A 21,589-nucleotide genomic window follows, 5' to 3' on the forward strand; every position below is an offset into this window, starting at 1 on the left:
ATCGGGCGAAGTGCAAAGAGTTTGTAAATTGTCCCCCACCAGCCGGGCGCTGGGGGGGAAACCGTTATGCGATGGCGTTCTCTTCCAATTGACGCATAAAGTTACGCACCCAGTCCATGCGGATTTTACGTTCCGTCAGATCCTGAGTAAATTTCAGACGCGTCGGGCCATCAAGACGGAAATGCTGCGGCTGTTTTTGCAGAAGGCCAATCAGCCACATCGGATCGACGTGGTTCTTCTCGGCAAACTCAATTACGCCGCCTTTCTCGTTGCCTTCAAGCTTGCGAATGCCCAGCTTCTGCGCCTGCTGACGCAGGCGGGCAATATCCAGCAGGTTGCGCGCCGCATCGGGCAATATCCCAAAACGGTCAATCAGTTCGACTTTAATCTCTTCCAGCTCGCCTTCGCTTTTCGCGCTGGCAATGCGTTTGTAGAACGACAGACGGGTATTCACGTCAGGAATAAAATCATCCGGCAACAGGGAAGGCATGCGCAGTTCCACTTCGGTCTGCTGGCTGGTGAGATCTTCCAGAGACGGTTCACGTCCGGCTTTAAGCGCGTCGACGGCATTTTCCAGCAGCTCCATATACAGAGAAAAACCGATGGTTTCCATGGAGCCGCTCTGGTCTTCACCCAACAACTCACCGGCGCCGCGGATCTCCAGGTCGTGCGTCGCCAGCGCAAAACCAGCACCCAGATCTTCCAGCGAGGCGATAGCTTCCAGACGCTTTTGCGCGTCGGTGGTCATCGCCTTCGGATGCGGCGTCAGCAGCCACGCGTAGGCCTGATGGTGCGAACGCCCGACGCGCCCGCGCAGCTGATGCAGCTGGGCCAGGCCGAAGTGATCCGCGCGTTCGATGATGATGGTGTTCGCCGTCGGAATGTCGATCCCGGTCTCAATGATGGTGGTACATACCAGCACGTTGAAACGCTGGTGGTGGAAGTCGTTCATCACCCGCTCCAGCTCGCGCTCGCGCATCTGGCCGTGACCAATGGCGATGCGCGCTTCCGGCACCAGCTCTGCCAGCCTGTCGGCGGCTTTCTGAATGTTTTCAACGTCGTTATACAGGTAATATACCTGGCCGCCGCGCAGCACTTCACGCAGGATCGCCTCGCGAACCACCAGATTGTCGTACTCGCGAACAAAGGTTTTCACCGCCAGACGGCGCGCCGGCGGGGTGGCAATAATCGACAGATCGCGCATGCCGCTCATCGCCATATTCAGGGTGCGCGGGATCGGCGTGGCGGTCAGGGTCAGAATGTCGACGTCGGCGCGCATCGCTTTGATGCGCTCTTTGTGGCGCACCCCAAAGCGGTGCTCTTCATCGACGATCAGCAGCCCCAGATCTTTCCACTTCACGTCGCTTTGCAGCAGCTTGTGGGTGCCGATCAGAATGTCAATTTTGCCTTCGCTTGCCTGTTCCAGGATTTGCGTCTGCTCTTTGGCGCTGCGGAAACGCGACAGCATCTCAATGCGTACCGGCCAGTTGGCGAAGCGGTCGCGGAAGTTGTCGAAGTGCTGCTGGGCGAGGAGGGTAGTCGGCACCAGCACCGCCACCTGCTTGTTGTTTTCCACCGCCAGGAAAGCGGCACGCATTGCTACCTCGGTTTTACCGAAGCCCACGTCGCCGCAGACTAAGCGATCCATCGCCAGCGGCTGGCACATGTCGCTCAGCACGGCATTTATGGCCTGAGCCTGATCCGGCGTAGTTTCAAACGGGAAGCTGTCGCAGAACAGCTGGTACTGCTCTTTATCATGCTTAAACGCATAACCCTCTTTGGCCGCACGCTGGGCGTAAATGTCCAGCAGCTCGGCGGCCACGTCGCGCACTTTTTCCGCCGCCTTCTGCCGCGCGCGTGACCAGGCGTCGCCGCCCAGCTTATGCAGCGGCGCGTTATCTTCCGCGCCACCGGCGTAGCGGCTGATAAGGTGCAGGGACGACACTGGCACGTACAGTTTGGCGTCGTTCGCGTAGGTCAGCATCAGGTATTCACCTTTGATGCCGCCTGCTTCGAGGGTGGTCATTCCCTGATAGCGACCCACACCGTGTTCCAGGTGAACGATCGGCTGACCGGGGTGCAGTTCGGCCAGGTTGCGGATCAGGGTGTCCGGGTTGATGGTGCGACGGCTGTCCTGACGACGGCGCGCCACGCGCTCGCCCAGCAGGTCGCTTTCACAAATCAAGGCCAGGTTATTGAGCGTATCAATAAATCCGTGTTCGGCGGAGCCGATCATCAGGTAACGACCATTTCCGGTCGCTTCGCTCAGGCGATGAATGCGCTTCGGTGCAACTTTGATCCGCCCTAGTAGTTCGCCCAGCGCTTCACGACGACCCTCACTCTCAACGGAGAACACCACTGGCCCGGTGAAGGAATCAAGAAACTTGCGCAGGTTATCGAGCGGGGATTTCTGCTGCGCCTGGACGGCCAGATCGGGCAGCGTCCGGAACGCGAGATTGGTGTTCGCCGCCTTATCGGCAAGCGAATCGGTTTTGAGCTGCATACGCGGCCAGCGTTTTAGCTCGGCGTTGAGCTCGTCGGTACGCAGCCACAGCATTTCCGGCGGCAGCAGCGGACGCATCGGGTCAACGCCCCGGTTTTCAAAGCGGGCGCGCGTTTCGCTTTCAAAGCGGCTGGCGCTGGCGTCGATATCCCCGGTGTTAACAATCAGCGTATTGGCCGGGAAGTAGCTGAACAGCGCCGGCAGCGGTTCGTTAAAGAACAGGGGCTGCCAGTACTCGATCCCCGCCGGAAGGGTGCCTTTGCTGACCTGCTGGTAGATATGTTCGGCATCACGTTTCACGTCGAACCTGTCGCGCCACTGGCTGCGGAACAGTTCGATGGCGGTTTTATCCGTCGGGAACTCATGGGCGGGCAGCAGATTAATGGAGTCCACTTCCTCCAGCGTGCGCTGGGTGTCGGCGTCGAACACGCGCAGGCTGTCGATCTCATCATCGAAGAAATCCAGACGATACGGCTGGTCGCTGCCCATTGGATAGAGATCCAGCAGCGCACCGCGCGTCGCGTATTCGCCGTGCTCCATCACCTGATCGACATGACGGTAACCGGCTCCGTCAAGCTGCACGCGCAGGGCATCGCGCGACAGGCGCTGGCCTTTTTTCATCACCAGCGCATGGCCGTGCAAATAGCTGTGCGGACAGACGCGCTGCATCAGGGTATTCACCGGCACAATCAGCACGCCGCGCTGCATGGTGGGGAGCTGATACAGCGTCGACAGGCGTGAGGAGATGATCTCCTGGTGCGGAGAGAAACTGTCGTAGGGAAGCGTTTCCCAGTCGGCCAGGCTGAATACCAGACTGTCGGTGAACTGACGAATTTCGTCGTGCAGGCGCAGGGCGTTTTGCATGTCCGGGGCAACCAGCACCACCGGCCCCGGATGGCGCTCGGCAATTTCCGCCACCAGCGTAGCGCAGGCCGCGCCTGTCAGTTCGCCCAGCTGGCGTTGGTCACCTGCTTTTACAGGCAAGGAAAAACGATAGTGTTCAGGCATGGCTATGTCAGGGTCTCTTGGGGATATACCAACAGTATTGGGGCATATCACTGATACGCAATGTCTTTATTATCCTCGATCGTTATGCATAAGCAAATCGTAACCGCACAAGAGGAAAAGTGCCCCCGGATGGGGGCAGGGTAGGTTAGCGGCTGGCGAGCTGTGGCGTAAGCCGTGCGGGAGGGGAGAAGAAAAGGTCGCCAAAGAGGGCGGTCGAGAGCTTACGTGCGCCCAGTCCAACCAGCGTGCAGACGAGCAGGCTGACGAACGGATAGACCAGAATCAGCGTTAACTCCGCCCAGATCGGCCAGTACGCCGCATTCATTTCACGAATCAGGAGCAGGCTAAACGCCTCAATTAAAATGCGGTGGGTGGTATAAATCGCGATGGTGTTTGAACCGATAACGTTCAGCAGATTATTGGGATGAACGGCATAACGCTGCTCGAAGCTGTAAAAGAGCTTCATGATGACCACGATCGACAGCAGTGAGAGCGGCAGAGGAACATTAGCAAACCACAGCACTACCGACACCGCGCCAGAGGCGATAAGTACCAGCCAGCTGCGGCGCAAATTCATCCCTTTCATCCACGTCATCAACTGCGCGCCGTACCATGCGCCGAGGCTGTAGTAGATCATGTTGCGCACCACGCTGTTCATTCCCCACCACGGTAAAGGCAGGAAGTTAATGGCGATGCTTGCCAGCGCCAGAAGCCCCAGCATCGGCAGTTTCCAGCGGCTCAGCAGTTTACAGAGCGTGAAGTAGACTACTAAGGCGTACAAGTACCACAGGCTGGTGCTGGCCGTGAGCATTCCCAGTACAAACCCTGAAACGGAATCGGCGTAGGCCGCATTGGATGCTGTCGCCAGTTCACGCTCGGGGGCGAGCCAGGCATTCAGATGGGTCAGCGCCTGCCATTGCAGGACGCCCCACAGGGCCAGCACCCAGACAATGCTCCAGATCCGCTTGTCGAGACTGGTGCGCCAGTTCACCTCGTCAATATATCGACGAATCAAATAGCCGGAGATGAAGAAAAACACCGGCATACGGAACGGTGCGAGGTAAAGATTAAAGTAGACCCAGCATTTGGCGAGCAGGCCCGATAACGGATGCTGTAGCCCGTCCAGGTGAGGATAAAAGGTGATCACCGAGTGGTAAATCACCACCAGGCAGATGCACAGCCCTTTTATCTGGTTAATCCATAATGCTTTTTGTTTCATTGTGCGTGACGACCTTGTTGCCATAAACGAAAGGTCGATTGTTGTAAAATGAAACCCCGATGTAACGGGTAACAGTCTGTATCAGGACGATTTTCGGAAAAGGTGGAGGCTGTCTGGCGGAAGTTCAGTCAGTAGCATGATGATTTATCTGAATTTTTCGGAAAAATGATTACCGAATCTTACGGTTTCAGTCATTTACGCTTAGCGGATTCGCTTATATACTCGTGGGTCTGCTATCAGCAAACAGACGGATTTCATGTATCAACCTGTCGCACTCTTCATAGGCTTACGTTACATGCGTGGGCGCGCCGCGGACCGCTTCGGTCGCTTTGTCTCCTGGCTTTCGACTATTGGCATTACGCTTGGCGTGATGGCTCTGGTGACGGTGCTTTCCGTCATGAACGGCTTCGAGCGCGAGCTGCAAAACAATATCCTGGGGCTGATGCCGCAGGCCGTTCTCTCTTCCACTCAGGGCTCCGTTAACCCGCAACAGCTGCCGGAAAGCGCGGTGAAGTTACAGGGTGTCACGCGCGTTGCGCCCCTCACGACGGGCGATGTGGTGCTGCAAAGCGCCCGTAGCGTGGCGGTCGGGGTGATGCTGGGTATCGATCCGGCGCAAAAAGATCCGCTGACGCCGTTCCTGGTCAATGTGAAACAAACCGACCTGGAAGCGGGTAAATACAACGTCATCCTCGGTGAGCAGCTTGCCGGGCAGCTCGGGGTCAACCGTGGCGATCAACTGCGCGTGATGGTGCCCTCAGCCAGTCAGTTTACGCCGATGGGGCGTCTGCCAAGCCAGCGCCTGTTCAACGTGATTGGCACGTTTGCGGCGAACAGCGAAGTCGATGGTTACCAGATGCTGGTTAACATTCAGGACGCCTCGCGTCTGATGCGCTACCCGGCGGGAAATATCACCGGCTGGCGTCTGTGGCTTGATGCGCCGCTGAAGGTGGATACCCTTAGCCAGCAGACGCTACCGGAAGGAACGAAATGGCAGGACTGGCGCGACCGCAAAGGCGAACTGTTCCAGGCCGTGCGCATGGAGAAAAACATGATGGGGCTGCTGCTGAGCCTGATCGTGGCCGTTGCCGCGTTTAATATCATCACCTCGCTCGGGCTGATGGTGATGGAGAAGCAAGGCGAAGTCGCCATTCTGCAAACCCAGGGGCTGACGCCGCGCCAGATCATGGCGGTATTTATGGTCCAGGGTGCCAGCGCTGGCATCATCGGCGCGCTGCTCGGCGCGGCGCTGGGTGCGCTGCTCGCCAGCCAGCTCAACAATCTCATGCCGATTATCGGCGCGCTGCTTGATGGTGCGGCGCTGCCGGTGGCTATCGAGCCGCTCCAGGTGGTCGGTATTGCGCTGGCCGCGATGGCTATTGCGCTGCTCTCTACGCTTTATCCTTCCTGGCGGGCTGCCGCCACTCAACCCGCTGAGGCTTTACGTTATGAATAAGATCCTGTTGCAGTGCGACAACCTGTCCAAACGCTATCAGGAAGGCGCTGTGCAGACCGACGTGCTGCACAATGTGAGCTTTAGCGTGGGTGAAGGCGAGATGATGGCGATTGTTGGCAGCTCCGGCTCCGGCAAAAGTACGCTGCTGCACCTGCTGGGCGGGCTGGACACGCCAACCGAAGGCGATGTGATCTTTTCCGGGCAGCCGCTGAGTAAAATGTCGTCTACGGCGAAAGCCGAGCTGCGTAACCGTGAGCTGGGTTTTATCTATCAGTTCCACCATCTGCTGCCGGACTTTACGGCGCTGGAAAACGTCGCAATGCCGCTGCTGATTGGTAAAAAGAAACCCGCGGAAATTAATGCCCGCGCCAGCGACATGCTAAACGCGGTAGGGCTGGGTCATCGCGGGAATCATCGTCCGTCTGAGCTTTCCGGCGGCGAGCGTCAGCGTGTGGCCATCGCCCGTGCGCTGGTCAACAACCCGCGCCTGGTGCTGGCGGATGAACCGACAGGTAACCTCGATGCGCGTAACGCAGACAGCATTTTCCAGCTTCTCGGCGAACTGAACGCCGCGCAGGGAACCGCGTTTCTGGTGGTCACGCACGATTTGCAGCTGGCTAAGCGGATGGGCCGTCAGCTGGAAATGCGCGACGGTCGTCTGAATGCAGAACTGACGCTGATGGGAGCGGAGTAATGGCTTCACCGTTATCGTTACTCATTGGGTTACGCTTTAGCCGCGGTCGTCGCCGGAGCGGGATGGTTTCCCTTATCTCCGTGATCTCCACCATCGGTATCGCCCTGGGCGTGGCGGTTCTAATCGTGGGCTTAAGCGCCATGAATGGCTTTGAGCGCGAACTGAATAACCGCATTCTGGCCGTTGTACCTCACGGTGAAATCGAGCCGGTTAACCAGCCGTGGTCCAGCTGGCGTGATGCCCTTAACAAAGTGGAAAAGGTACCCGGCATTGCGGCGGCTGCACCTTACATCAACTTTACCGGGCTGGTAGAGAGCGGGGTAAACCTGCGCGCCATTCAGGTGAAAGGGGTGAATCCACGTCAGGAGGAGCGTCTGAGCGCGCTGCCTCGCTATGTGCAAAATGGTGCATGGGCAAACTTTAAGGCTGGCGAACAGCAGATCATCATGGGCAAAGGCGTTGCCGATGCACTGAAGGTGAAGCAGGGCGACTGGGTCTCGATCATGATCCCGAACGCCAGCGCTGATCACAAATTGCAGCAGCCTAAGCGCGTGCGTCTGCACGTCACCGGTATTTTGCAGCTGAGCGGCCAGCTCGATCACAGCTTCGCGATGGTGCCGCTGGAAGATGCGCGCCAGTATCTGGATATGAGCGACAGCGTGACGGGCATTGCCATTAAGGTTAACGACGTTTTCAACGCCAATACACTGGTGCGTGACGCTGGCAGCGTGACCAATAACTATGTCTACATCAAAAGCTGGATCGGCACTTACGGGTATATGTACCGTGATATCCAGATGATCCGCGCGATTATGTATCTGGCGATGGTGCTGGTGATTGGCGTGGCGTGCTTTAATATCGTCTCGACGCTGGTCATGGCCGTTAAGGACAAGAGCGGCGACATTGCCGTGCTGCGTACCTTAGGGGCGAAAGACGGTCTTATTCGCGCCATCTTCGTCTGGTACGGTTTGCTGGCGGGGCTGTTTGGTAGCCTCTGCGGCGTGGTCATCGGCGTGGTGGTGTCTCTTCAGCTGACGCCGATTATCAATGGGATTGAGGCGCTTATCGGCCATCAATTCCTGTCAGGCGATATCTATTTTATTGACTTCCTGCCGTCTGAACTGCACTGGCTGGACGTCATTTATGTGCTGGTTACAGCACTTTTACTGAGTCTGCTGGCAAGCTGGTATCCGGCGCGTCGCGCAAGCCGAATTGATCCGGCGAGGGTATTAAGTGGCCAGTAATTTCGTCATGGTTTAGCGGTCTTTTGGCCGCTGAATCAAACAGAGGAATGCATCATGTATTACGGATTTGATATTGGCGGCACCAAGATTGCGCTCGGCGTGTTCGATAAAGACCTTAAGCTACAATGGGAAACCCGCGTGCCTACGCCGCGCGATAGCTACGATGAATTTTTAACCGCCATTGCCGCGCTGGTGGCGCAGGCGGATGAACGCTTTGGCGTCAAAGGCAGCGTCGGCATTGGTATACCGGGTATGCCCGAAACCGACGACGGCACGCTGTATGCCGCCAACGTTCCTGCTGCCAGCGGCAAACCGCTGCGTGCCGATCTTTCTGCTCTCCTTGAGCGCGACGTGCGCTTAGACAACGATGCCAACTGTTTTGCTCTCTCAGAGGCCTGGGACGACGAGTTTCGTCGCTATCCGTTGGTGATGGGGCTGATCCTCGGAACGGGCGTCGGTGGCGGGATTGTCATTAACGGTAAGCCCATTACCGGGCGCAGCTACATTACCGGAGAATTTGGTCATATCCGTCTGCCAGTGGATGCGCTGGACGTCGTTGGTCGTGATTTCCCGCTTACCCGCTGCGGCTGTGGTCAGCACGGCTGCATTGAGAGTTACCTTTCAGGGCGCGGGTTTGCATGGCTTTATGAACACTTCTATCATCAGAAACTTGAGGCCCCTCAAATCATTACGCTGTGGGAGCAGGGAGACGCGCAGGCGCGTGAGCACGTTGAGCGCTATCTTGATTTGCTGGCGGTGTGTCTGGGGAATATCCTGACCATCGTCGACCCGGATCTGCTGGTGATCGGGGGAGGGCTGTCAAATTTCACTGCGATTACGGAACAGCTGTCCGGGCGTTTGCCCCGACATTTATTGCCGGTCGCCCGCGTGCCGCGCATTGAGCGTGCGCGACACGGGGACGCAGGAGGCATGCGCGGAGCCGCATTCCTTCATCTCACCGATTAGTTTACGAGGTTACTATGCTGTCGCGTCGCCAGGGTCGACTCAGCCGTTTTCGCAAAAATAAACGCCGCTTACGTGAACGCCTGCGTCAGCGGATCTTTTTCAGAGACAGGATGATGCCAGAAGCGATGGATAAACCCAGAGTGGTGGTGTTGACCGGGGCGGGGATCTCCGCCGAATCCGGTATTCAGACCTTCCGCGCGGCGGACGGGCTGTGGGAAGAACACCGAGTAGAAGATGTGGCGACGCCGGAAGGTTTCGCCCGCGATCCGGCGCTGGTTCAGGCGTTTTACAACGCCCGTCGTCGCCAGCTTCAGCAGCCGGAGATTGCGCCAAACGCGGCGCACCTGGCGCTGGCAAAGCTGGAGGAGGCGCTGGGGGATCGTTTTCTGCTGGTGACGCAAAACATCGACAATCTTCACGAAAGAGCCGGAAACCACAACATCATTCACATGCACGGCGAACTGCTCAAGGTGCGGTGCGCATGGAGTGGGCAGGTGCTGGAGTGGAAAGAGGACGTGCTGGACGAAGACCGCTGCCACTGCTGTCAGTTCCCTTCGCGTCTGCGTCCCCATGTGGTCTGGTTTGGCGAAATGCCGCTGGGAATGGATGAGATCTACAGCGCCCTGGCCATGGCGGACGTCTTTATCGCCATTGGTACCTCAGGGCATGTCTATCCGGCGGCGGGGTTTGTTCACGAAGCGCGACTGCAAGGTGCCCATACGGTGGAGCTTAATCTGGAGCCAAGCCAGGTCGGGAGTGAGTTTGAAGAGAAGCATTACGGTCTGGCCAGCGAGGTGGTGCCAGCCTTTGTGGATAAACTCCTGAAGGGGCTGTAAGGGTAACGGGCGACCTTGCGTCGCCCGTTGTGCATTAACGGCCTGCTTTTAGCTTCTGATAATACTCTTCATACAGGCGGCTCGCGTCACCGACGTCGTTCTGCCATTCCCCTTTGCTGATGGTTTCAGCGTCCGGATAAAGCGATTTATCATTCGCCACTTCAGGACTTAACAGCTTCCGCGCGGCCAGGTTTGGTGTCGGGTAACCAATAGTTTCCGCCACCTGTTTTGCCACATCCGGGCGCAGCAGGAAGTTAATCAGCTTCAGGGCGCCATCGACGTTTTTCGCATTAGCCGGGATCGCGAGGCTGTCCATCCAGAAGATGCCGCCCTCTTTCGGCCAGACCACCTCCAGCGGCGTACCGGCCTGACGCGCCACAAACGCAGAGCCGTTCCAGACCATCCCCAGATTCACTTCACCTTCCATATACGGGTTAGCCGGGTTATCCGAGTTGAACGCTGCCACGTTTGGCATCAGCTTTTTCAGTTCGTTATACGCCGCTTCGATCTCTTTCGGATCGGTGGTGTTGCCGGAGTAGCCGAGTTTACGCAGCGCAATCTGGAACACTTCGCGCGCATCATCGGTTAACAGCAGGCTGCTTTTGTATTCCGGCTTCCACAGGTCAGCCCAGGATGAAACCGTTTTTGGATCAACGGCATCGCTGTTGACGCCAATTGCCGTCGCGCCCCAGATGTACGGAATGGAATAATCGTTGTTCGGGTCGAACGGCTTGTTTAGCATCTCAGGATCGAGGTTTGAAAAATTGGTTAGCTTCGTTTTATCGATCTTCTGGATCATGCCTTCTTTGCGCATCTTGTCGACGAAATAGGTCGACGGCACCACCAGGTCATACGCGCCATCTTTATAGGTTTTGAGCTTGGCGTACATGGTTTCATTCGACTCGTAGGTCGAATAGATCACCTTGATGCCCGTCTCTTTGGTGAACTGCTCCAGCAGGCCCGGCGGCACATACTCGGTCCAGTTGTAGAAATAGAGCGTTTTGCTGTCATCAGCATGCGCGGCACCCATTCCGAGCACCAGTGCCGCAGCGGCAAGCATTTTTTTCATTTCTGTGTCCCCTGAGATTTTGTTTTATCACGAGCAATAACCTGGCTGGCAATCACCAGAACCAGCGATAACACCAACAGAATAGTCGCCAGCGCGTTCACTTCGGGTGAAACACCGACTTTCACCATTGAGTAGATCTTCAACGGCAGAATTTCGTAGCTCGGCCCGGTGACGAAGGAGGACACGACCACGTCGTCCATCGACAGGGTAAAGCTGAGCAGCCATCCGGCTGCCACGGCAGGCATCGCCAGCGGCAGGATGATTTTGCGAAGAATGGTCATCTCGCTGGCACCCAGATCCTTCGCCGCTTCCAGCATGCGTACGTCGAATCCTTTCAGTCGCGCGTAGACGGTTACCACCACAAACGGCAGGCAGAAGGTGATATGCGAAAACAGCAGCGACCAGAAACCGAGCTGGACGCCCAGCAGCATAAACAGCACCAGCAGTGAAATGGCCATCACGATGTCCGGGGACATCATCACCACAAACAGCATACCGCTGACGAACGGCTTACCGCGAAAACGGTAGCGGTACAGCGCCACGGCGGTCAGCGAGCCAATCAGCGTCGCGAAGGTGGCAGAGAATACCGCCATCGTCAGCGAGTGCTGAGCGGCCTGTAGCAGGCTGTCATTGTTCATCAGCAGGCCATACCATTTGGTGGTAAACCCTTGCCAGTTGATCCCGAAGCGTGAACTGTTAAAGGAGTTCACGATCAAAATGATTATCGGAATATAAAGATACGCATAAATGGCGGTCATAAAACCGCCGCGAAGCAGTCGACCGATCATTCCAGCTCCACCTTCTTATTCAGCAGGCGTGAGGCACGCCAGTAAACCAGCAGCATCAGCCCCATTACCACCGTCAGCGTAATGCTGGTGGCCGAGCCGAACGGCCAGTCGCGGATGTTCAGGAACTGGCTCTTGATCACGTTGCCGATCAGCAGGTTTTTCGCCCCGCCCATCAGGTCCGACACGTAGAACAGGCCCATCGCAGGCAACATGACCAGCAGACATCCGGCAATAATGCCCGGCATGGTCAGCGGGATAATGATGCGGATAAAGGTTTGCAGCTTGCTGGCCCCCAGGTCTCTCGCGGCTTCCAGAAGTGGTTTATCAAGCTTTTCAATGCTTGAGTAAAGCGGCATCACCATAAACGGCAGCAGGATATAGACCAGGCCGACGATCACCGCGCTCGGAGTGAACATAATGCGGATCGGCGTATCAATAACCCCAAGCCACAGCAGAAACTCGTTCAGATAACCTTTGGTGCTGAGGAAGATTTTCAGCCCGTAGATGCGGATTAACGAGTTGGTCCAGAATGGCACAATCAGTAAAAACAGCAGCAGCGGACGCACTTTTTGCGGCAGGCGAGCCAGGAACCACGCGAACGGATACCCCAGCACCAGACAGGCAACGGTGGCAATCAGCGCCATATTGAGCGAGTGCAGCAGCACGTCAAAGTAGAGCGGATCGAGCAGGCGTGCGTAGTTGTCCAGCGTAAAGACCATCGCGACGAAGTTCGCGTCGTCGCGGGTCAGGAAGCTGGTTACGATGATCATCAGGTTGGGAAGAAAGACAAACAACACAAGCCAACCGACGATCGTGGCAATCACCACATTCTGGAACTTACTTGTGTTCTTCATCAGCCAGTACAACCTCCCAGCTTTCTACCCAGTTGATTACCATCTTCTGATCCAGCGAGTGGTCGAAGTCCGGATCGTCCTCGTTGAAGAACTCACTAACCATCACCATTTTGCCGTTTTCCAGTTCCACAACGGATTCGAGGGTCATCCCTTTGTAGTTGCGTTCGCGAACGTAACCGATCAGACCTTCGGCGTCAGCCGTGTCGTGGATCTCATCGACGCGAAGATCTTCCGGGCGCAGCAGAACGTTGAGCCTTTGTCCCTTTTCCACGGCAAAGTTCACCGTGATGTTGCATTCGCGGCCTTCCACGTTGGCGCGCACGCGCTGCTCGTCCAGACGCTCAATCACCGTGGCGTTGAAAATATTGATTTCGCCAATGAAGCTGGCGACGAACAGGTTTTTCGGCTCCTCGTAAATTTCACGCGGTGTGCCGTCCTGCTCAATCTTGCCCTCACGCATCACCACGATACGGTCTGACATAGTCAGGGCTTCTTCCTGATCGTGAGTGACAAACACGAACGTGATGCCGAGCTTACGCTGAAGCGCTTTCAGCTCGTTCTGCATCTGCTTGCGCAGTTTGTAGTCCAGCGCGGAGAGGGATTCATCCAGCAGGAGCAGGCGTGGTTTGTTGACCACGGCGCGGGCAATAGCCACACGCTGCTGCTGACCACCAGAAAGTTGATGCGGCTTGCGCTGGGCGAATGCCTCCAGCTGCACCATGCGCAGGGCTTCGGTAACGCGCGGCGGGATCTCGCTGGCGGGTGTTTTTTGCATCCGCAGGCCAAACGCCACGTTCTCAAACACGGTCATGTGCGGGAACAGGGCATAGCTCTGAAAGACGGTATTGACGTGGCGATCTTCGGCAGGGACCTGGGTAATGTCCTGGTTCTCAAGATGGATATGGCCGTTATCGACGCTTTCCAGCCCGGCAATAAGGCGCAGGACGGTGGTTTTGCCGCAGCCGGAGGGGCCAAGCAGCGTGAGAAACTCACCGTCATTGATGGTCAGATTAAGATCGGAAATGACATCTTTGCCATCGAAACTTTTACGAATTCGTTCCAGTTGCACCAGCGGTGAAAGGGAACGGGGTTGTGTATTCAATTTTCGCGCTGTCCCATATAGACGCCTCAGGCAGCAGACTGAAGCGGGGTTTGTGTGTAACCACCTTGGTGACTCGTAATGAGGGCGGACATTCTACGGCAAACCCATTGAATCGCCAATCCTTCTCACTTATTCATAAGCTACATTTATTAACGCAGAACGATATAAACGTAAAAAGTTCTCGTTTGCGGGATAAAAGTGACCTGACGCAATATTTGCGTTTTGCTGCTTAATGATAATGTTGTCACAAAAAGTGAGGGTGACTGCATGGATAAACTACTTGAGCGTTTCTTACATTACGTTTCGCTGGATACCCAATCTAAGCCGGGGGTCCGACAGGTGCCAAGCACCGAAGGCCAGTGGAAGCTGCTAAATCTGCTGAAAGAGCAGCTGGAGGCCATGGGGCTGGTTGATGTCACGCTCAGTGAAAAAGGGACCGTGATGGGAACGCTGCCGGCCAACGTTGAGGGAGATATCCCGGCGATTGGCTTTATTTCTCATGTCGATACCTCACCTGATTTTAGCGGTAAACACGTTAATCCGCAGATTGTTGAAAACTACCGCGGCGGAGATATTGCGCTGGGCATTGGCGACGAAGTGCTGTCGCCGGTGATGTTCCCGGTACTGCATCAGCTGCTGGGGCAGACGTTAATCACCACCGACGGCAAAACCTTGCTGGGGGCCGATGACAAAGCGGGTATCGCCGAGATCATGACGGCGCTGGCGGTGCTGAAGGGCAAAAATATCCCACATGGCGATATCCGCGTGGCCTTCACGCCGGATGAAGAGGTAGGAAAAGGCGCGAAACATTTTGACGTTGAGGCGTTTAACGCTCAGTGGGCCTACACCGTCGACGGTGGCGGCGTGGGTGAACTTGAGTATGAAAACTTTAACGCGGCATCGGTGACGATCAAAATCGTCGGGAATAACGTGCACCCGGGCTCTGCGAAAGGGGTGATGGTGAATGCGCTGTCGCTGGCTGCGCGTATTCATGCGGAAGTTCCTGCCGAAGAGAGCCCGGAGATGACGGAAGGGTATGAGGGTTTTTATCATCTGACCAGCATCAAGGGGAACGTGGACAGCGCGCAGATGCACTATATCGTCCGCGATTTTGACCGCAAAGCCTTTGAAGCGCGCAAGCGTAAGATGATGGAGATCGCGAAAAAGGTCGGCAAGGGGCTGCACCCGGATTGCTATATTGAGCTCATCATCGAAGACAGCTATTACAATATGCGCGAGAAGGTGATGGAGCATCCGCACATTCTTGATATCGCCCAGCAGGCGATGCGCGATTGTGATATCGAGCCGGTGATGAAACCGATCCGTGGTGGAACCGATGGTTCGCAGCTGTCATTTATGGGCCTGCCGTGCCCGAACCTGTTTACCGGTGGATATAACTACCACGGCAAGCATGAGTTCGTGACGCTGGAAGGGATGGAAAAAGCGGTGCAGGTGATTGTGCGGATAGCAGAGTTAACCGCGAAGCGGTAAGAAAATGCCCGGTGGCGCTGCGCTTACCGGGCCTACAGTAAAGGCTTTTGTAGGCCGGGTAAGGCGTAGCCGCCACCCGGCACATGAACAGGGAGTTCAAATGTCAAACTACCGCCGCCACTACATCCCCGGTGGGACCTGGTTTTTCACCGTCAATCTGCAAAACCGCCAGAGCGATTTACTTACCCGCTACATCGACAGCCTGCGTTCCGCTACCGCCACGGTTAAGCATGCGAAGCCCTTCACCATTAACGCCTGGGTTATCCTGCCTGAACATATGCACTGTATCTGGACCTTACCGGAAGGGGACAGTGACTTTTCAGCGCGCTGGCGCGACATCAAAAAAATGTTTAGCCGCAACATTGAGATGCGCCACGTCTGGCAACCGCGTTTCTGGGAACACACCATTCGCAATGAACAGGATTACCGGCGGCATATGGATTACGTCTACATCAATCCGCTGAAGCATGGCTATGTCGGGAAAGTCGTCGACTGGCCCTATTCAACGTTTCATCGGGACGTGCGGGAGGGGTTATATCCGGCAGACTGGGCGGGTGAGATTGAGGATTTTGCGGCGGGGGAGCGGAAGTAAAAAAAGCCCGGTGGCGCATCGCTTACCGGGCCTGCGGGAACGGCTTTTGTAGGCCGGGTAAGGCGTAGCCGCCACCCGGCAAACATCATGACTCAGTCCTCAAAAAACCAGTACCCGCTGTTAACCAGCGCGGCCAGCATGGCGAGGAAGGAGGGATCGTCCAGCGCGTCGCCAAAGGTATCCGCAGACAGCACCATATGGCTGGCAATCGCTTCCAGTGCCGGACGGTGTGGAGAGTCCAGGCGCTCGCCGTTGACGAATACCTCTTCGCCAATGCGTAGTACGCGTAATCCGCCCAGACGAACCAGCTTATCGCCCTGCTGGAGGGCATCATAAATTTCATCTGCCTGATACGGCGGCTCTGGCGGTGCGACGTCCAGTTCGTGACGCGACTGGCTGATAAACTCGCCAAACCACTGTCTGAAGTGCTCCGGTTCGTTGATCAGATCCAGCATCATACCGCGCAGCTTATCCAGCTCCTCTGGCAGAATATCGGCCGGGTGCTCACGCGCCGGAACATCCGGATCGCTGTAACGATGGCTGCCCAGCTCGCGCTGTAAAACATAGTCAGCGAATCCGCTGATCATCTCGCGGCCGCTTGGCGCGCGGAAACCAACCGAATAGTTTAGCGAGTTTTCAAGGGAATAACCTTCATGCGGGAAGCCTGGCGGGATATACAGAATGTCGCCTGGCTCCAGCTCTTCATCAATGATCCCTTCAAACGGATCAACCTGAAGCAGATCCGGGTGCGGGCAGTGCTGCTTCATTGGCACTTTTTCGCCCACTCGCCAGCGACGGCGACCTGTACCCTGAATGATAAACACGTCGTACTGATCAAGATGCGGACCCACGCCGCCACCGGGAACAGAGAAGGAGATCATCAGATCGTCCATTCGCCAGTCTGGGAGGGCGCGGAAGGGACGCATCAAGGCTGCGGTGGGTTCGTGCCAGTTGTTGACCGCCTGCACCAGTAAAGACCAGTTGCTTTCGCCCAGGTGATCGTAGCTTTCAAAGGGACCGTGGCTGACCTGCCATTTCCCGTCCTGATGGCTCACCAGACGGCTGTCTACCTCGTTTTCCATCGCCAGACCAGCGAGTTCGTCAGGAGATATAGGGTCGATAAAATTGCTGATCCCGCGTTTAAGAACGACCGGGCGTTTTTGCCAGTAACGTTCAATAAATTCGGGCCAGTTAAGCGTTAATTGATAATCCATATTTTTGTATTCCGCAGGCTCTTACTGAGACGGATTATAACGGAAGCACCGACCCCTGGCTGCGAGATCCGCGTATTTTTCACATTTCGGGTTAACTATCGTTCAATACGGGCTGTTGGCGGCCAAAAATGACTTCCATACGGGCACCGCCCAGCAGACTTTCGCCGGTTTCAATCTTGCCCTCGTACTGATCGACAATTTCCCGGGCGACGGATAATCCGACACCCTGGCCCGGGCGCAGCGTATCGGCGCGCTGACCGCGATCGAATACCACTTCGCGTTTATTATGGGGAATGCCAGGACCATCATCCTCAACGATAATATGCAGTTCGTTATCCGTTACGCGCGCGGACACCTCGACAAACTCCAGACAATATTTGCAGGCGTTATCGAGCAGATTTCCCATCACTTCCATAAAGTCATTCTTCTCGCCAACAAAGCTTATTTCCGGTGAGATATCCAGACTGATGTTTACCCCTTTACGCTGGTAAACCTTGTTCAGCGCAGAGGTGAGGTTATCCAGCAGCGGGGCTACCGGGTGCAGTTCACGGCTCAATAAGGCGCTTCCGGAACGCATGCTCGCGCGGTGCAGGTAATAACCAATCTGCTGTGAAATACGGCTGATTTGCTCCAGCATTACCGGCTCGGCGTCATCCACGCTCATTTTCGAACTGCGCATTGAACGCAGTGTACTTTGCATCACTGCCAGCGGGGTTTTCAGGCTGTGCGTAAGATCGGTGAGCGTCGTGCGATACTTGTCGTAACGTTCACGTTCGCTTTTCAGCAGGCGGTTGAGGTTGCGCACCAGGCTGGTCAGTTCGCGCGTAGTTTCAGGGTTAAGCTTCTCGCGGTGATGTTCCTCCAGCTCGCGCACCTCTTTGGCAAGGGATTCAATCGGGCGGAGGCTCCACCACGCAGCAACCCACAGGAGAGGGATCACCAGCAGCAGGTTGGCAGCCAGAACGTACACGAACCAGTTCCAGACCATATACGAACGTTTTAGCTCAACCGGTATGGTATCGATCACTACAATGGTCAGCTGCGGCATGTTCAGAGTGGCGGGATACAGGTTGATGGCCACCGAGTGGGTCATCTCCGTGTCGTCATCTTCAGCGCGGATCTCATTGAGCTTGTTCTGTAACGCCAGATCGTCTCGCAGCAGGATGCTGGTCGAGTTGAGGTCGGCTTCTATTTCGTGAAATCCGTTGGTTTTCAGCCATTCCGGACGGATGCGTTTTTTCAGCCAGGGAACATCACGCTGCGCCCACAGCAGTTTTCCTTTTTCATCGTAAATGAGTGCCAGCGTTGGGCTCTGCTGGTTCAGGTTTTCCGGCATCTCGACGGTGATTTGGTTGTTCTCCCATTTCGCCAGGGTATAGAACAGATTACTTTCGCCGCGAAGCAGGCGGAAGGTGGTTTTATCGAAGCTTACGCTGTACCCGACCAACGCCACCATTCCGTAAGAGAGGGACAGCACGAGCACGACGGCGGCGGTTGCCAGCAGAAAGCGAACCCGCAGTGAAAGGGGTAAAATGTGGCGCAAAATCCCTTTCATTTAGCGTAATTCGAACAGGTAGCCCTGACCACGCACGGTGGTAATCACGTCGTGCGGGTACTGTGCCTGAATTTTTTTGCGCAGGCGGCCCATCAGCACGTCAATGGTGTGGCTTTCGCGCAGTTCGGCATCCGGATAAAGCTGAAGCATCAGGGAATCTTTGCTCACCACTTTACCGTTGTTACGGATCAGCGTTTCCATGATGGTGTATTCGAATGCGGTCAGCTTGATTACTTCATCATTTATTGAAAATTCGCGGCGGGAGAGATCCACCTGGAACGGCGGCAGAGAGATCACCTGTGACGCCAGCCCGCTGTTGCGGCGCAGCAGCGCCTGCATACGCGCGGCGACTTCTTCAATATGGAAGGGTTTGGTCACGTAGTCATCTGCGCCTGCGCTCAACACTTCAACCTTGTCCTGCCAGCCTTCGCGAGCAGTCAGCACCAGTACCGGCAGGGAAACGTCATGGCTACGCCAGCGGCGGATAAGAGATAATCCGTCTTCATCCGGCAGCCCTAAATCGACAATGGCGATATCCGGCAGGTGTTCATTGAGATAATAATCGGCCTCTTTTGCGTCTTCAGCATCGTCCACCTGATGACCCATCTCCTGAAGTTGAACTTTCAGGTGATGACGTAGCAATGCGTTATCCTCAACAACCAGTACGCGCATCATCATTTCTCCCTTTATAAATGGTATGAATAGTTTAACGCTGATTATCCAGGTTGACACCAGCGTTATGAAATTAAATGATTTTTTTCATGCTTCTGAAGACAGGTGGCATTACGCCAGGCATCTGATTATTAAGTATGTTGACCTGATCCTGTTTCATATCGCCCACCCACCTCACATAAGCCTCATACGCCCCCAGAAGGCGCGGGTAATATAAACTGACTTGTTTTCGCACGCTTCCGCAATCCGGATAAAACATCCATCCGTTTATGAACGGTTGAAGGCGAGTCGCTTTTTTGACAGAACGGGCACGCCAGTTTTGTAAAGATTGCCCTTTTTTTTGTAAGGATGTTCTCACTATGTCTGTCTTTGTCTACGCTTATTTTATGGTGCGAAATTAGATTTGCATAAGATGTGCCAGAAAATCAGCATTTTTACACAACAAAACAGCAATATAGCGAGTAAAGAGGATTCTATGGAATGGAAGGTTGTTGAGACTATTGCGAGCCCGGAAAGTGGAACCATCTTTTGCAAAGTTGAAACACAATATGGCCTGAATTATATCCTTTGGCTAAAAGGGGATTATTACGTTCGTGCCGGTGAAATCATCACCACCTCAAACCAGGGTATCCTGATTAACGATCGGCGGCGTAGGGTATGGATAGCGCAGGCAATGCCCTATACATCAATAGGCTGGATGGGGTTCAAACAGAAAAACGCGTGTCCAGGTAACCGGCAGGAGATGGATCGTCCATGCACGGTTGAGACCCCGTGCCAGTTCAGGCTGTGCCCGTTCGGCTTAAAACGATATATTCCGGAAAGTTATTCCACGGCGAAAAATAACAACCAGCCTGACAACAGGTTGTAATCCCGGAAGAGCCTGTAACGGGGTGTGAACGTCGACACGATGATGAAAAGCAGCCCCCTTTCCGGGTGGAAAGGGGGAGGGTGATTACTTCAGCTCGTCAACCATTGTAATGGCGCGGCCAATATAGTTTGCCGGGGTCATCTCTTTCAGGCGCGCTTTTTCTTCTTCGGGCAGCGCCAGACCATCGATAAACTGTTTCATACCCTCAGCATCAACGCGTTTACCGCGGGTCAGCTCTTTGAGTTTCTCGTACGGTTTTTCGATGCCATAACGACGCATCACGGTCTGAATCGGCTCCGCCAGCACTTCCCAGTTGTGATCCAGCTCGTCCAGCAGACGGTCGCGGTTCACCTCCAGCTTGCTCACACCCTTCAGGGTGGACTGGTAGGCGATCAGCGCGTAGCCAATACCCACGCCCAGGTTACGCAGCACCGTGGAGTCAGTCAGGTCGCGCTGCCAGCGGGAGACCGGCAGCTTACTCGCCATATGCTGCAACACGGCATTCGCCAGGCCCAGGTTACCTTCGGAGTTTTCGAAGTCGATTGGGTTCACTTTGTGCGGCATGGTGGACGAACCGATTTCCCCGGCGATAGTCTTCTGCTTGAAGTGGTTCAGGGCGATGTAGCCCCAGACATCACGATCGAAGTCGATCAGGATGGTGTTGAAGCGCGCAATGCAGTCAAACAGCTCGGCGATGTAGTCGTGCGGCTCAATCTGGGTGGTGTACGGGTTCCACTGGATCCCCAGAGACGTCACGAACTCTTCACTGAACTGGTGCCAGTTCACTTCCGGGTACGCCGCGATGTGGGCGTTGTAGTTACCCACCGCGCCGTTGATTTTGCCGAGGATCTCAACCTGCTCCAGCTGACGATACTGGCGTTCCATGCGGTACGCCACGTTTGCCATCTCTTTACCCATGGTGGATGGGGTTGCTGGCTGGCCGTGAGTACGGGACAACAGCGGAATATCGCGGTACTCCACGGACAGCGCTTTCACCGCATCGATGATTTTACGCCAGTAAGGGAGTACCACCTCTTTGCGTGCAGTACAGAGCATCAGCGCGTGAGACAGGTTGTTAATATCTTCAGAGGTACAGGCAAAGTGAATAAATTCAGATACCGCGTGCAGGGCAGGGACGCCTGCCACTTTCTCTTTCAGGAAGTATTCAACCGCTTTCACGTCGTGGTTGGTGGTGCGTTCGATGGTTTTAATACGCGCGGCATCTTCTGCGCTGAACTCAGCAACGATTTTATCAAGGTAATCGTTTGCCTTTGCGTCAAAAGCAGGAACTTCCTTGATTGCTGTCTGGGCGGCCAGCTTTTGCAGCCAGCGCACTTCAACCTGAACACGGAACTTCAGCAGGCCATATTCGCTGAAGATCCCGCGCAGCGCGCTGACTTTATCGCCGTAGCGTCCATCGACAGGGGATACGGCGGTCAGTGAGGATAATTCCATAAT

Annotated in this window: 18 protein-coding genes; 8 read left to right on the plus strand and 10 right to left on the minus strand. The window is 55.5% G+C overall.

Annotated features, from left to right (window positions below):
- Nucleotides 1–64: 64 nt before the first annotated feature.
- Both mfd and ACNQ0T_RS08385 read right to left on the minus strand, forming a co-directional pair.
- Nucleotides 65–3,511: a transcription-repair coupling factor gene (gene mfd, locus ACNQ0T_RS08380; protein WP_032624473.1), complete on the minus strand. Its 3,447-nt coding sequence runs from the start codon at nucleotides 3,509–3,511 to the stop codon at nucleotides 65–67.
- Nucleotides 3,512–3,656: 145 nt separating this feature from the next.
- Nucleotides 3,657–4,730 carry an acyltransferase family protein gene (locus ACNQ0T_RS08385; RefSeq protein WP_022647756.1) on the minus strand — a complete coding sequence of 358 codons (1,074 nt, stop codon included), beginning with the start codon at nucleotides 4,728–4,730 and terminating at the stop codon, nucleotides 3,657–3,659.
- Nucleotides 4,731–4,986: 256 nt separating this feature from the next.
- Between ACNQ0T_RS08385 and lolC the strand changes: the two genes are divergently transcribed.
- From lolC to cobB, 5 genes are read left to right on the plus strand one after another with little or no spacing between them, the layout of a single operon-like run.
- Nucleotides 4,987–6,186 carry a lipoprotein-releasing ABC transporter permease subunit LolC gene (lolC, locus tag ACNQ0T_RS08390; RefSeq protein ID WP_017384712.1) on the plus strand — a complete coding sequence of 400 codons (1,200 nt, stop codon included), beginning with the start codon at nucleotides 4,987–4,989 and terminating at the stop codon, nucleotides 6,184–6,186.
- Nucleotides 6,179–6,880: a lipoprotein-releasing ABC transporter ATP-binding protein LolD gene (gene lolD, locus ACNQ0T_RS08395; protein WP_032624471.1), complete on the plus strand. Its 702-nt coding sequence runs from the start codon at nucleotides 6,179–6,181 to the stop codon at nucleotides 6,878–6,880. Before lolC ends, lolD begins: the two co-directional genes overlap by 8 nt.
- Nucleotides 6,880–8,124, plus strand: a complete 1,245-nt coding sequence (gene lolE, locus ACNQ0T_RS08400; protein ID WP_022647758.1) for a lipoprotein-releasing ABC transporter permease subunit LolE — start codon at nucleotides 6,880–6,882, stop codon at nucleotides 8,122–8,124. Before lolD ends, lolE begins: the two co-directional genes overlap by 1 nt.
- Nucleotides 8,125–8,178: 54 nt before the next feature.
- The gene (nagK, locus tag ACNQ0T_RS08405) at nucleotides 8,179–9,090 is read left to right on the plus strand and encodes an N-acetylglucosamine kinase (RefSeq protein ID WP_023299807.1); all 912 of its coding nucleotides are present in this window, start codon (nucleotides 8,179–8,181) and stop codon (nucleotides 9,088–9,090) included.
- A gap of 14 nt (nucleotides 9,091–9,104) precedes the next feature.
- Nucleotides 9,105–9,926, plus strand: a complete 822-nt coding sequence (gene cobB / locus ACNQ0T_RS08410) for a Sir2 family NAD+-dependent deacetylase (RefSeq protein WP_022647760.1) — start codon at nucleotides 9,105–9,107, stop codon at nucleotides 9,924–9,926.
- A gap of 34 nt (nucleotides 9,927–9,960) precedes the next feature.
- On the opposite strand, the gene potD is transcribed toward cobB, so the two are convergent.
- From potD to potA, 4 genes are read right to left on the minus strand one after another with little or no spacing between them, the layout of a single operon-like run.
- On the minus strand, nucleotides 9,961–10,995 hold the full coding sequence (gene potD, locus ACNQ0T_RS08415) for a spermidine/putrescine ABC transporter substrate-binding protein PotD (RefSeq protein ID WP_022647761.1): 1,035 nt from the start codon (nucleotides 10,993–10,995) through the stop codon (nucleotides 9,961–9,963).
- Nucleotides 10,992–11,783: a spermidine/putrescine ABC transporter permease PotC gene (potC, locus tag ACNQ0T_RS08420; RefSeq protein WP_015570805.1), complete on the minus strand. Its 792-nt coding sequence runs from the start codon at nucleotides 11,781–11,783 to the stop codon at nucleotides 10,992–10,994. Before potC ends, potD begins: the two co-directional genes overlap by 4 nt.
- The gene (gene potB / locus ACNQ0T_RS08425; RefSeq protein WP_022647763.1) at nucleotides 11,780–12,637 is read right to left on the minus strand and encodes a spermidine/putrescine ABC transporter permease PotB; all 858 of its coding nucleotides are present in this window, start codon (nucleotides 12,635–12,637) and stop codon (nucleotides 11,780–11,782) included. Before potB ends, potC begins: the two co-directional genes overlap by 4 nt.
- Nucleotides 12,621–13,769, minus strand: a complete 1,149-nt coding sequence (gene potA / locus ACNQ0T_RS08430) for a spermidine/putrescine ABC transporter ATP-binding protein PotA (RefSeq protein WP_163385517.1) — start codon at nucleotides 13,767–13,769, stop codon at nucleotides 12,621–12,623. Before potA ends, potB begins: the two co-directional genes overlap by 17 nt.
- Nucleotides 13,770–14,006: 237 nt before the next feature.
- Between potA and pepT the strand changes: the two genes are divergently transcribed.
- Both pepT and ACNQ0T_RS08440 read left to right on the plus strand, forming a co-directional pair.
- Entirely contained in the window at nucleotides 14,007–15,230 is a 1,224-nt protein-coding gene (gene pepT, locus ACNQ0T_RS08435; protein WP_032624465.1) for a peptidase T, read from the plus strand.
- Nucleotides 15,231–15,330: 100 nt separating this feature from the next.
- Nucleotides 15,331–15,822 (plus strand): REP-associated tyrosine transposase, encoded by a 492-nt coding sequence (locus ACNQ0T_RS08440; protein WP_023305882.1) that lies wholly within the window; start codon nucleotides 15,331–15,333, stop codon nucleotides 15,820–15,822.
- A 92-nt stretch (nucleotides 15,823–15,914) separates the two neighbouring features.
- Here the strand turns inward: ACNQ0T_RS08440 and ACNQ0T_RS08445 are convergent, their stop codons facing one another.
- The 3 genes from ACNQ0T_RS08445 to phoP form a co-directional block, all read right to left on the minus strand.
- Entirely contained in the window at nucleotides 15,915–17,036 is a 1,122-nt protein-coding gene (locus ACNQ0T_RS08445) for a cupin domain-containing protein (protein ID WP_022647767.1), read from the minus strand.
- Nucleotides 17,037–17,127: 91 nt separating this feature from the next.
- Nucleotides 17,128–18,591 carry a two-component system sensor histidine kinase PhoQ gene (gene phoQ / locus ACNQ0T_RS08450; protein WP_320679217.1) on the minus strand — a complete coding sequence of 488 codons (1,464 nt, stop codon included), beginning with the start codon at nucleotides 18,589–18,591 and terminating at the stop codon, nucleotides 17,128–17,130.
- Nucleotides 18,592–19,263, minus strand: coding sequence for a two-component system response regulator PhoP (gene phoP / locus ACNQ0T_RS08455; RefSeq protein WP_026094318.1), 672 nt, complete (start codon nucleotides 19,261–19,263; stop codon nucleotides 18,592–18,594). It abuts the gene before it with no gap.
- A 475-nt stretch (nucleotides 19,264–19,738) separates the two neighbouring features.
- On the opposite strand from phoP, the gene ACNQ0T_RS08460 reads away from it, so the two are divergent.
- On the plus strand, nucleotides 19,739–20,131 hold the full coding sequence (locus ACNQ0T_RS08460) for a hypothetical protein (protein ID WP_022647769.1): 393 nt from the start codon (nucleotides 19,739–19,741) through the stop codon (nucleotides 20,129–20,131).
- A gap of 84 nt (nucleotides 20,132–20,215) precedes the next feature.
- Here ACNQ0T_RS08460 and purB read toward each other — a convergent pair whose 3' ends face one another.
- Nucleotides 20,216–21,586: an adenylosuccinate lyase gene (purB, locus tag ACNQ0T_RS08465; protein ID WP_058676827.1), complete on the minus strand. Its 1,371-nt coding sequence runs from the start codon at nucleotides 21,584–21,586 to the stop codon at nucleotides 20,216–20,218.
- Nucleotides 21,587–21,589 lie beyond the last annotated feature (3 nt).

Source organism: Enterobacter cloacae complex sp.6700776 (genome assembly GCF_048284255.1).
GTDB classification, from domain to species: domain Bacteria; phylum Pseudomonadota; class Gammaproteobacteria; order Enterobacterales; family Enterobacteriaceae; genus Enterobacter; species Enterobacter intestinihominis.

Excerpts from the sequence above, each read along its gene's own strand:
- ACNQ0T_RS08445 (WP_022647767.1), bottom strand. The coding sequence starts at position 17,036 with ATGGATTATCAATTAACGCTTAACTGGCCCGAATTTATTGAACGTTAC.
- phoQ (WP_320679217.1), bottom strand. The coding sequence starts at position 18,591 with ATGAAAGGGATTTTGCGCCACATTTTACCCCTTTCACTGCGGGTTCGC.
- nagK (WP_023299807.1), top strand. The coding sequence starts at position 8,179 with ATGTATTACGGATTTGATATTGGCGGCACCAAGATTGCGCTCGGCGTG.
- lolE (WP_022647758.1), top strand. The coding sequence starts at position 6,880 with ATGGCTTCACCGTTATCGTTACTCATTGGGTTACGCTTTAGCCGCGGT.
- ACNQ0T_RS08460 (WP_022647769.1), top strand. The coding sequence starts at position 19,739 with ATGGAATGGAAGGTTGTTGAGACTATTGCGAGCCCGGAAAGTGGAACC.
- cobB (WP_022647760.1), top strand. The coding sequence starts at position 9,105 with ATGCTGTCGCGTCGCCAGGGTCGACTCAGCCGTTTTCGCAAAAATAAA.
- potC (WP_015570805.1), bottom strand. The coding sequence starts at position 11,783 with ATGATCGGTCGACTGCTTCGCGGCGGTTTTATGACCGCCATTTATGCG.
- purB (WP_058676827.1), bottom strand. The coding sequence starts at position 21,586 with ATGGAATTATCCTCACTGACCGCCGTATCCCCTGTCGATGGACGCTAC.
- ACNQ0T_RS08440 (WP_023305882.1), top strand. The coding sequence starts at position 15,331 with ATGTCAAACTACCGCCGCCACTACATCCCCGGTGGGACCTGGTTTTTC.
- lolD (WP_032624471.1), top strand. The coding sequence starts at position 6,179 with ATGAATAAGATCCTGTTGCAGTGCGACAACCTGTCCAAACGCTATCAG.
- lolC (WP_017384712.1), top strand. The coding sequence starts at position 4,987 with ATGTATCAACCTGTCGCACTCTTCATAGGCTTACGTTACATGCGTGGG.
- phoP (WP_026094318.1), bottom strand. The coding sequence starts at position 19,263 with ATGCGCGTACTGGTTGTTGAGGATAACGCATTGCTACGTCATCACCTG.
- ACNQ0T_RS08385 (WP_022647756.1), bottom strand. The coding sequence starts at position 4,730 with ATGAAACAAAAAGCATTATGGATTAACCAGATAAAAGGGCTGTGCATC.
- potD (WP_022647761.1), bottom strand. The coding sequence starts at position 10,995 with ATGAAAAAAATGCTTGCCGCTGCGGCACTGGTGCTCGGAATGGGTGCC.
- pepT (WP_032624465.1), top strand. The coding sequence starts at position 14,007 with ATGGATAAACTACTTGAGCGTTTCTTACATTACGTTTCGCTGGATACC.
- potB (WP_022647763.1), bottom strand. The coding sequence starts at position 12,637 with ATGAAGAACACAAGTAAGTTCCAGAATGTGGTGATTGCCACGATCGTC.
- mfd (WP_032624473.1), bottom strand. The coding sequence starts at position 3,511 with ATGCCTGAACACTATCGTTTTTCCTTGCCTGTAAAAGCAGGTGACCAA.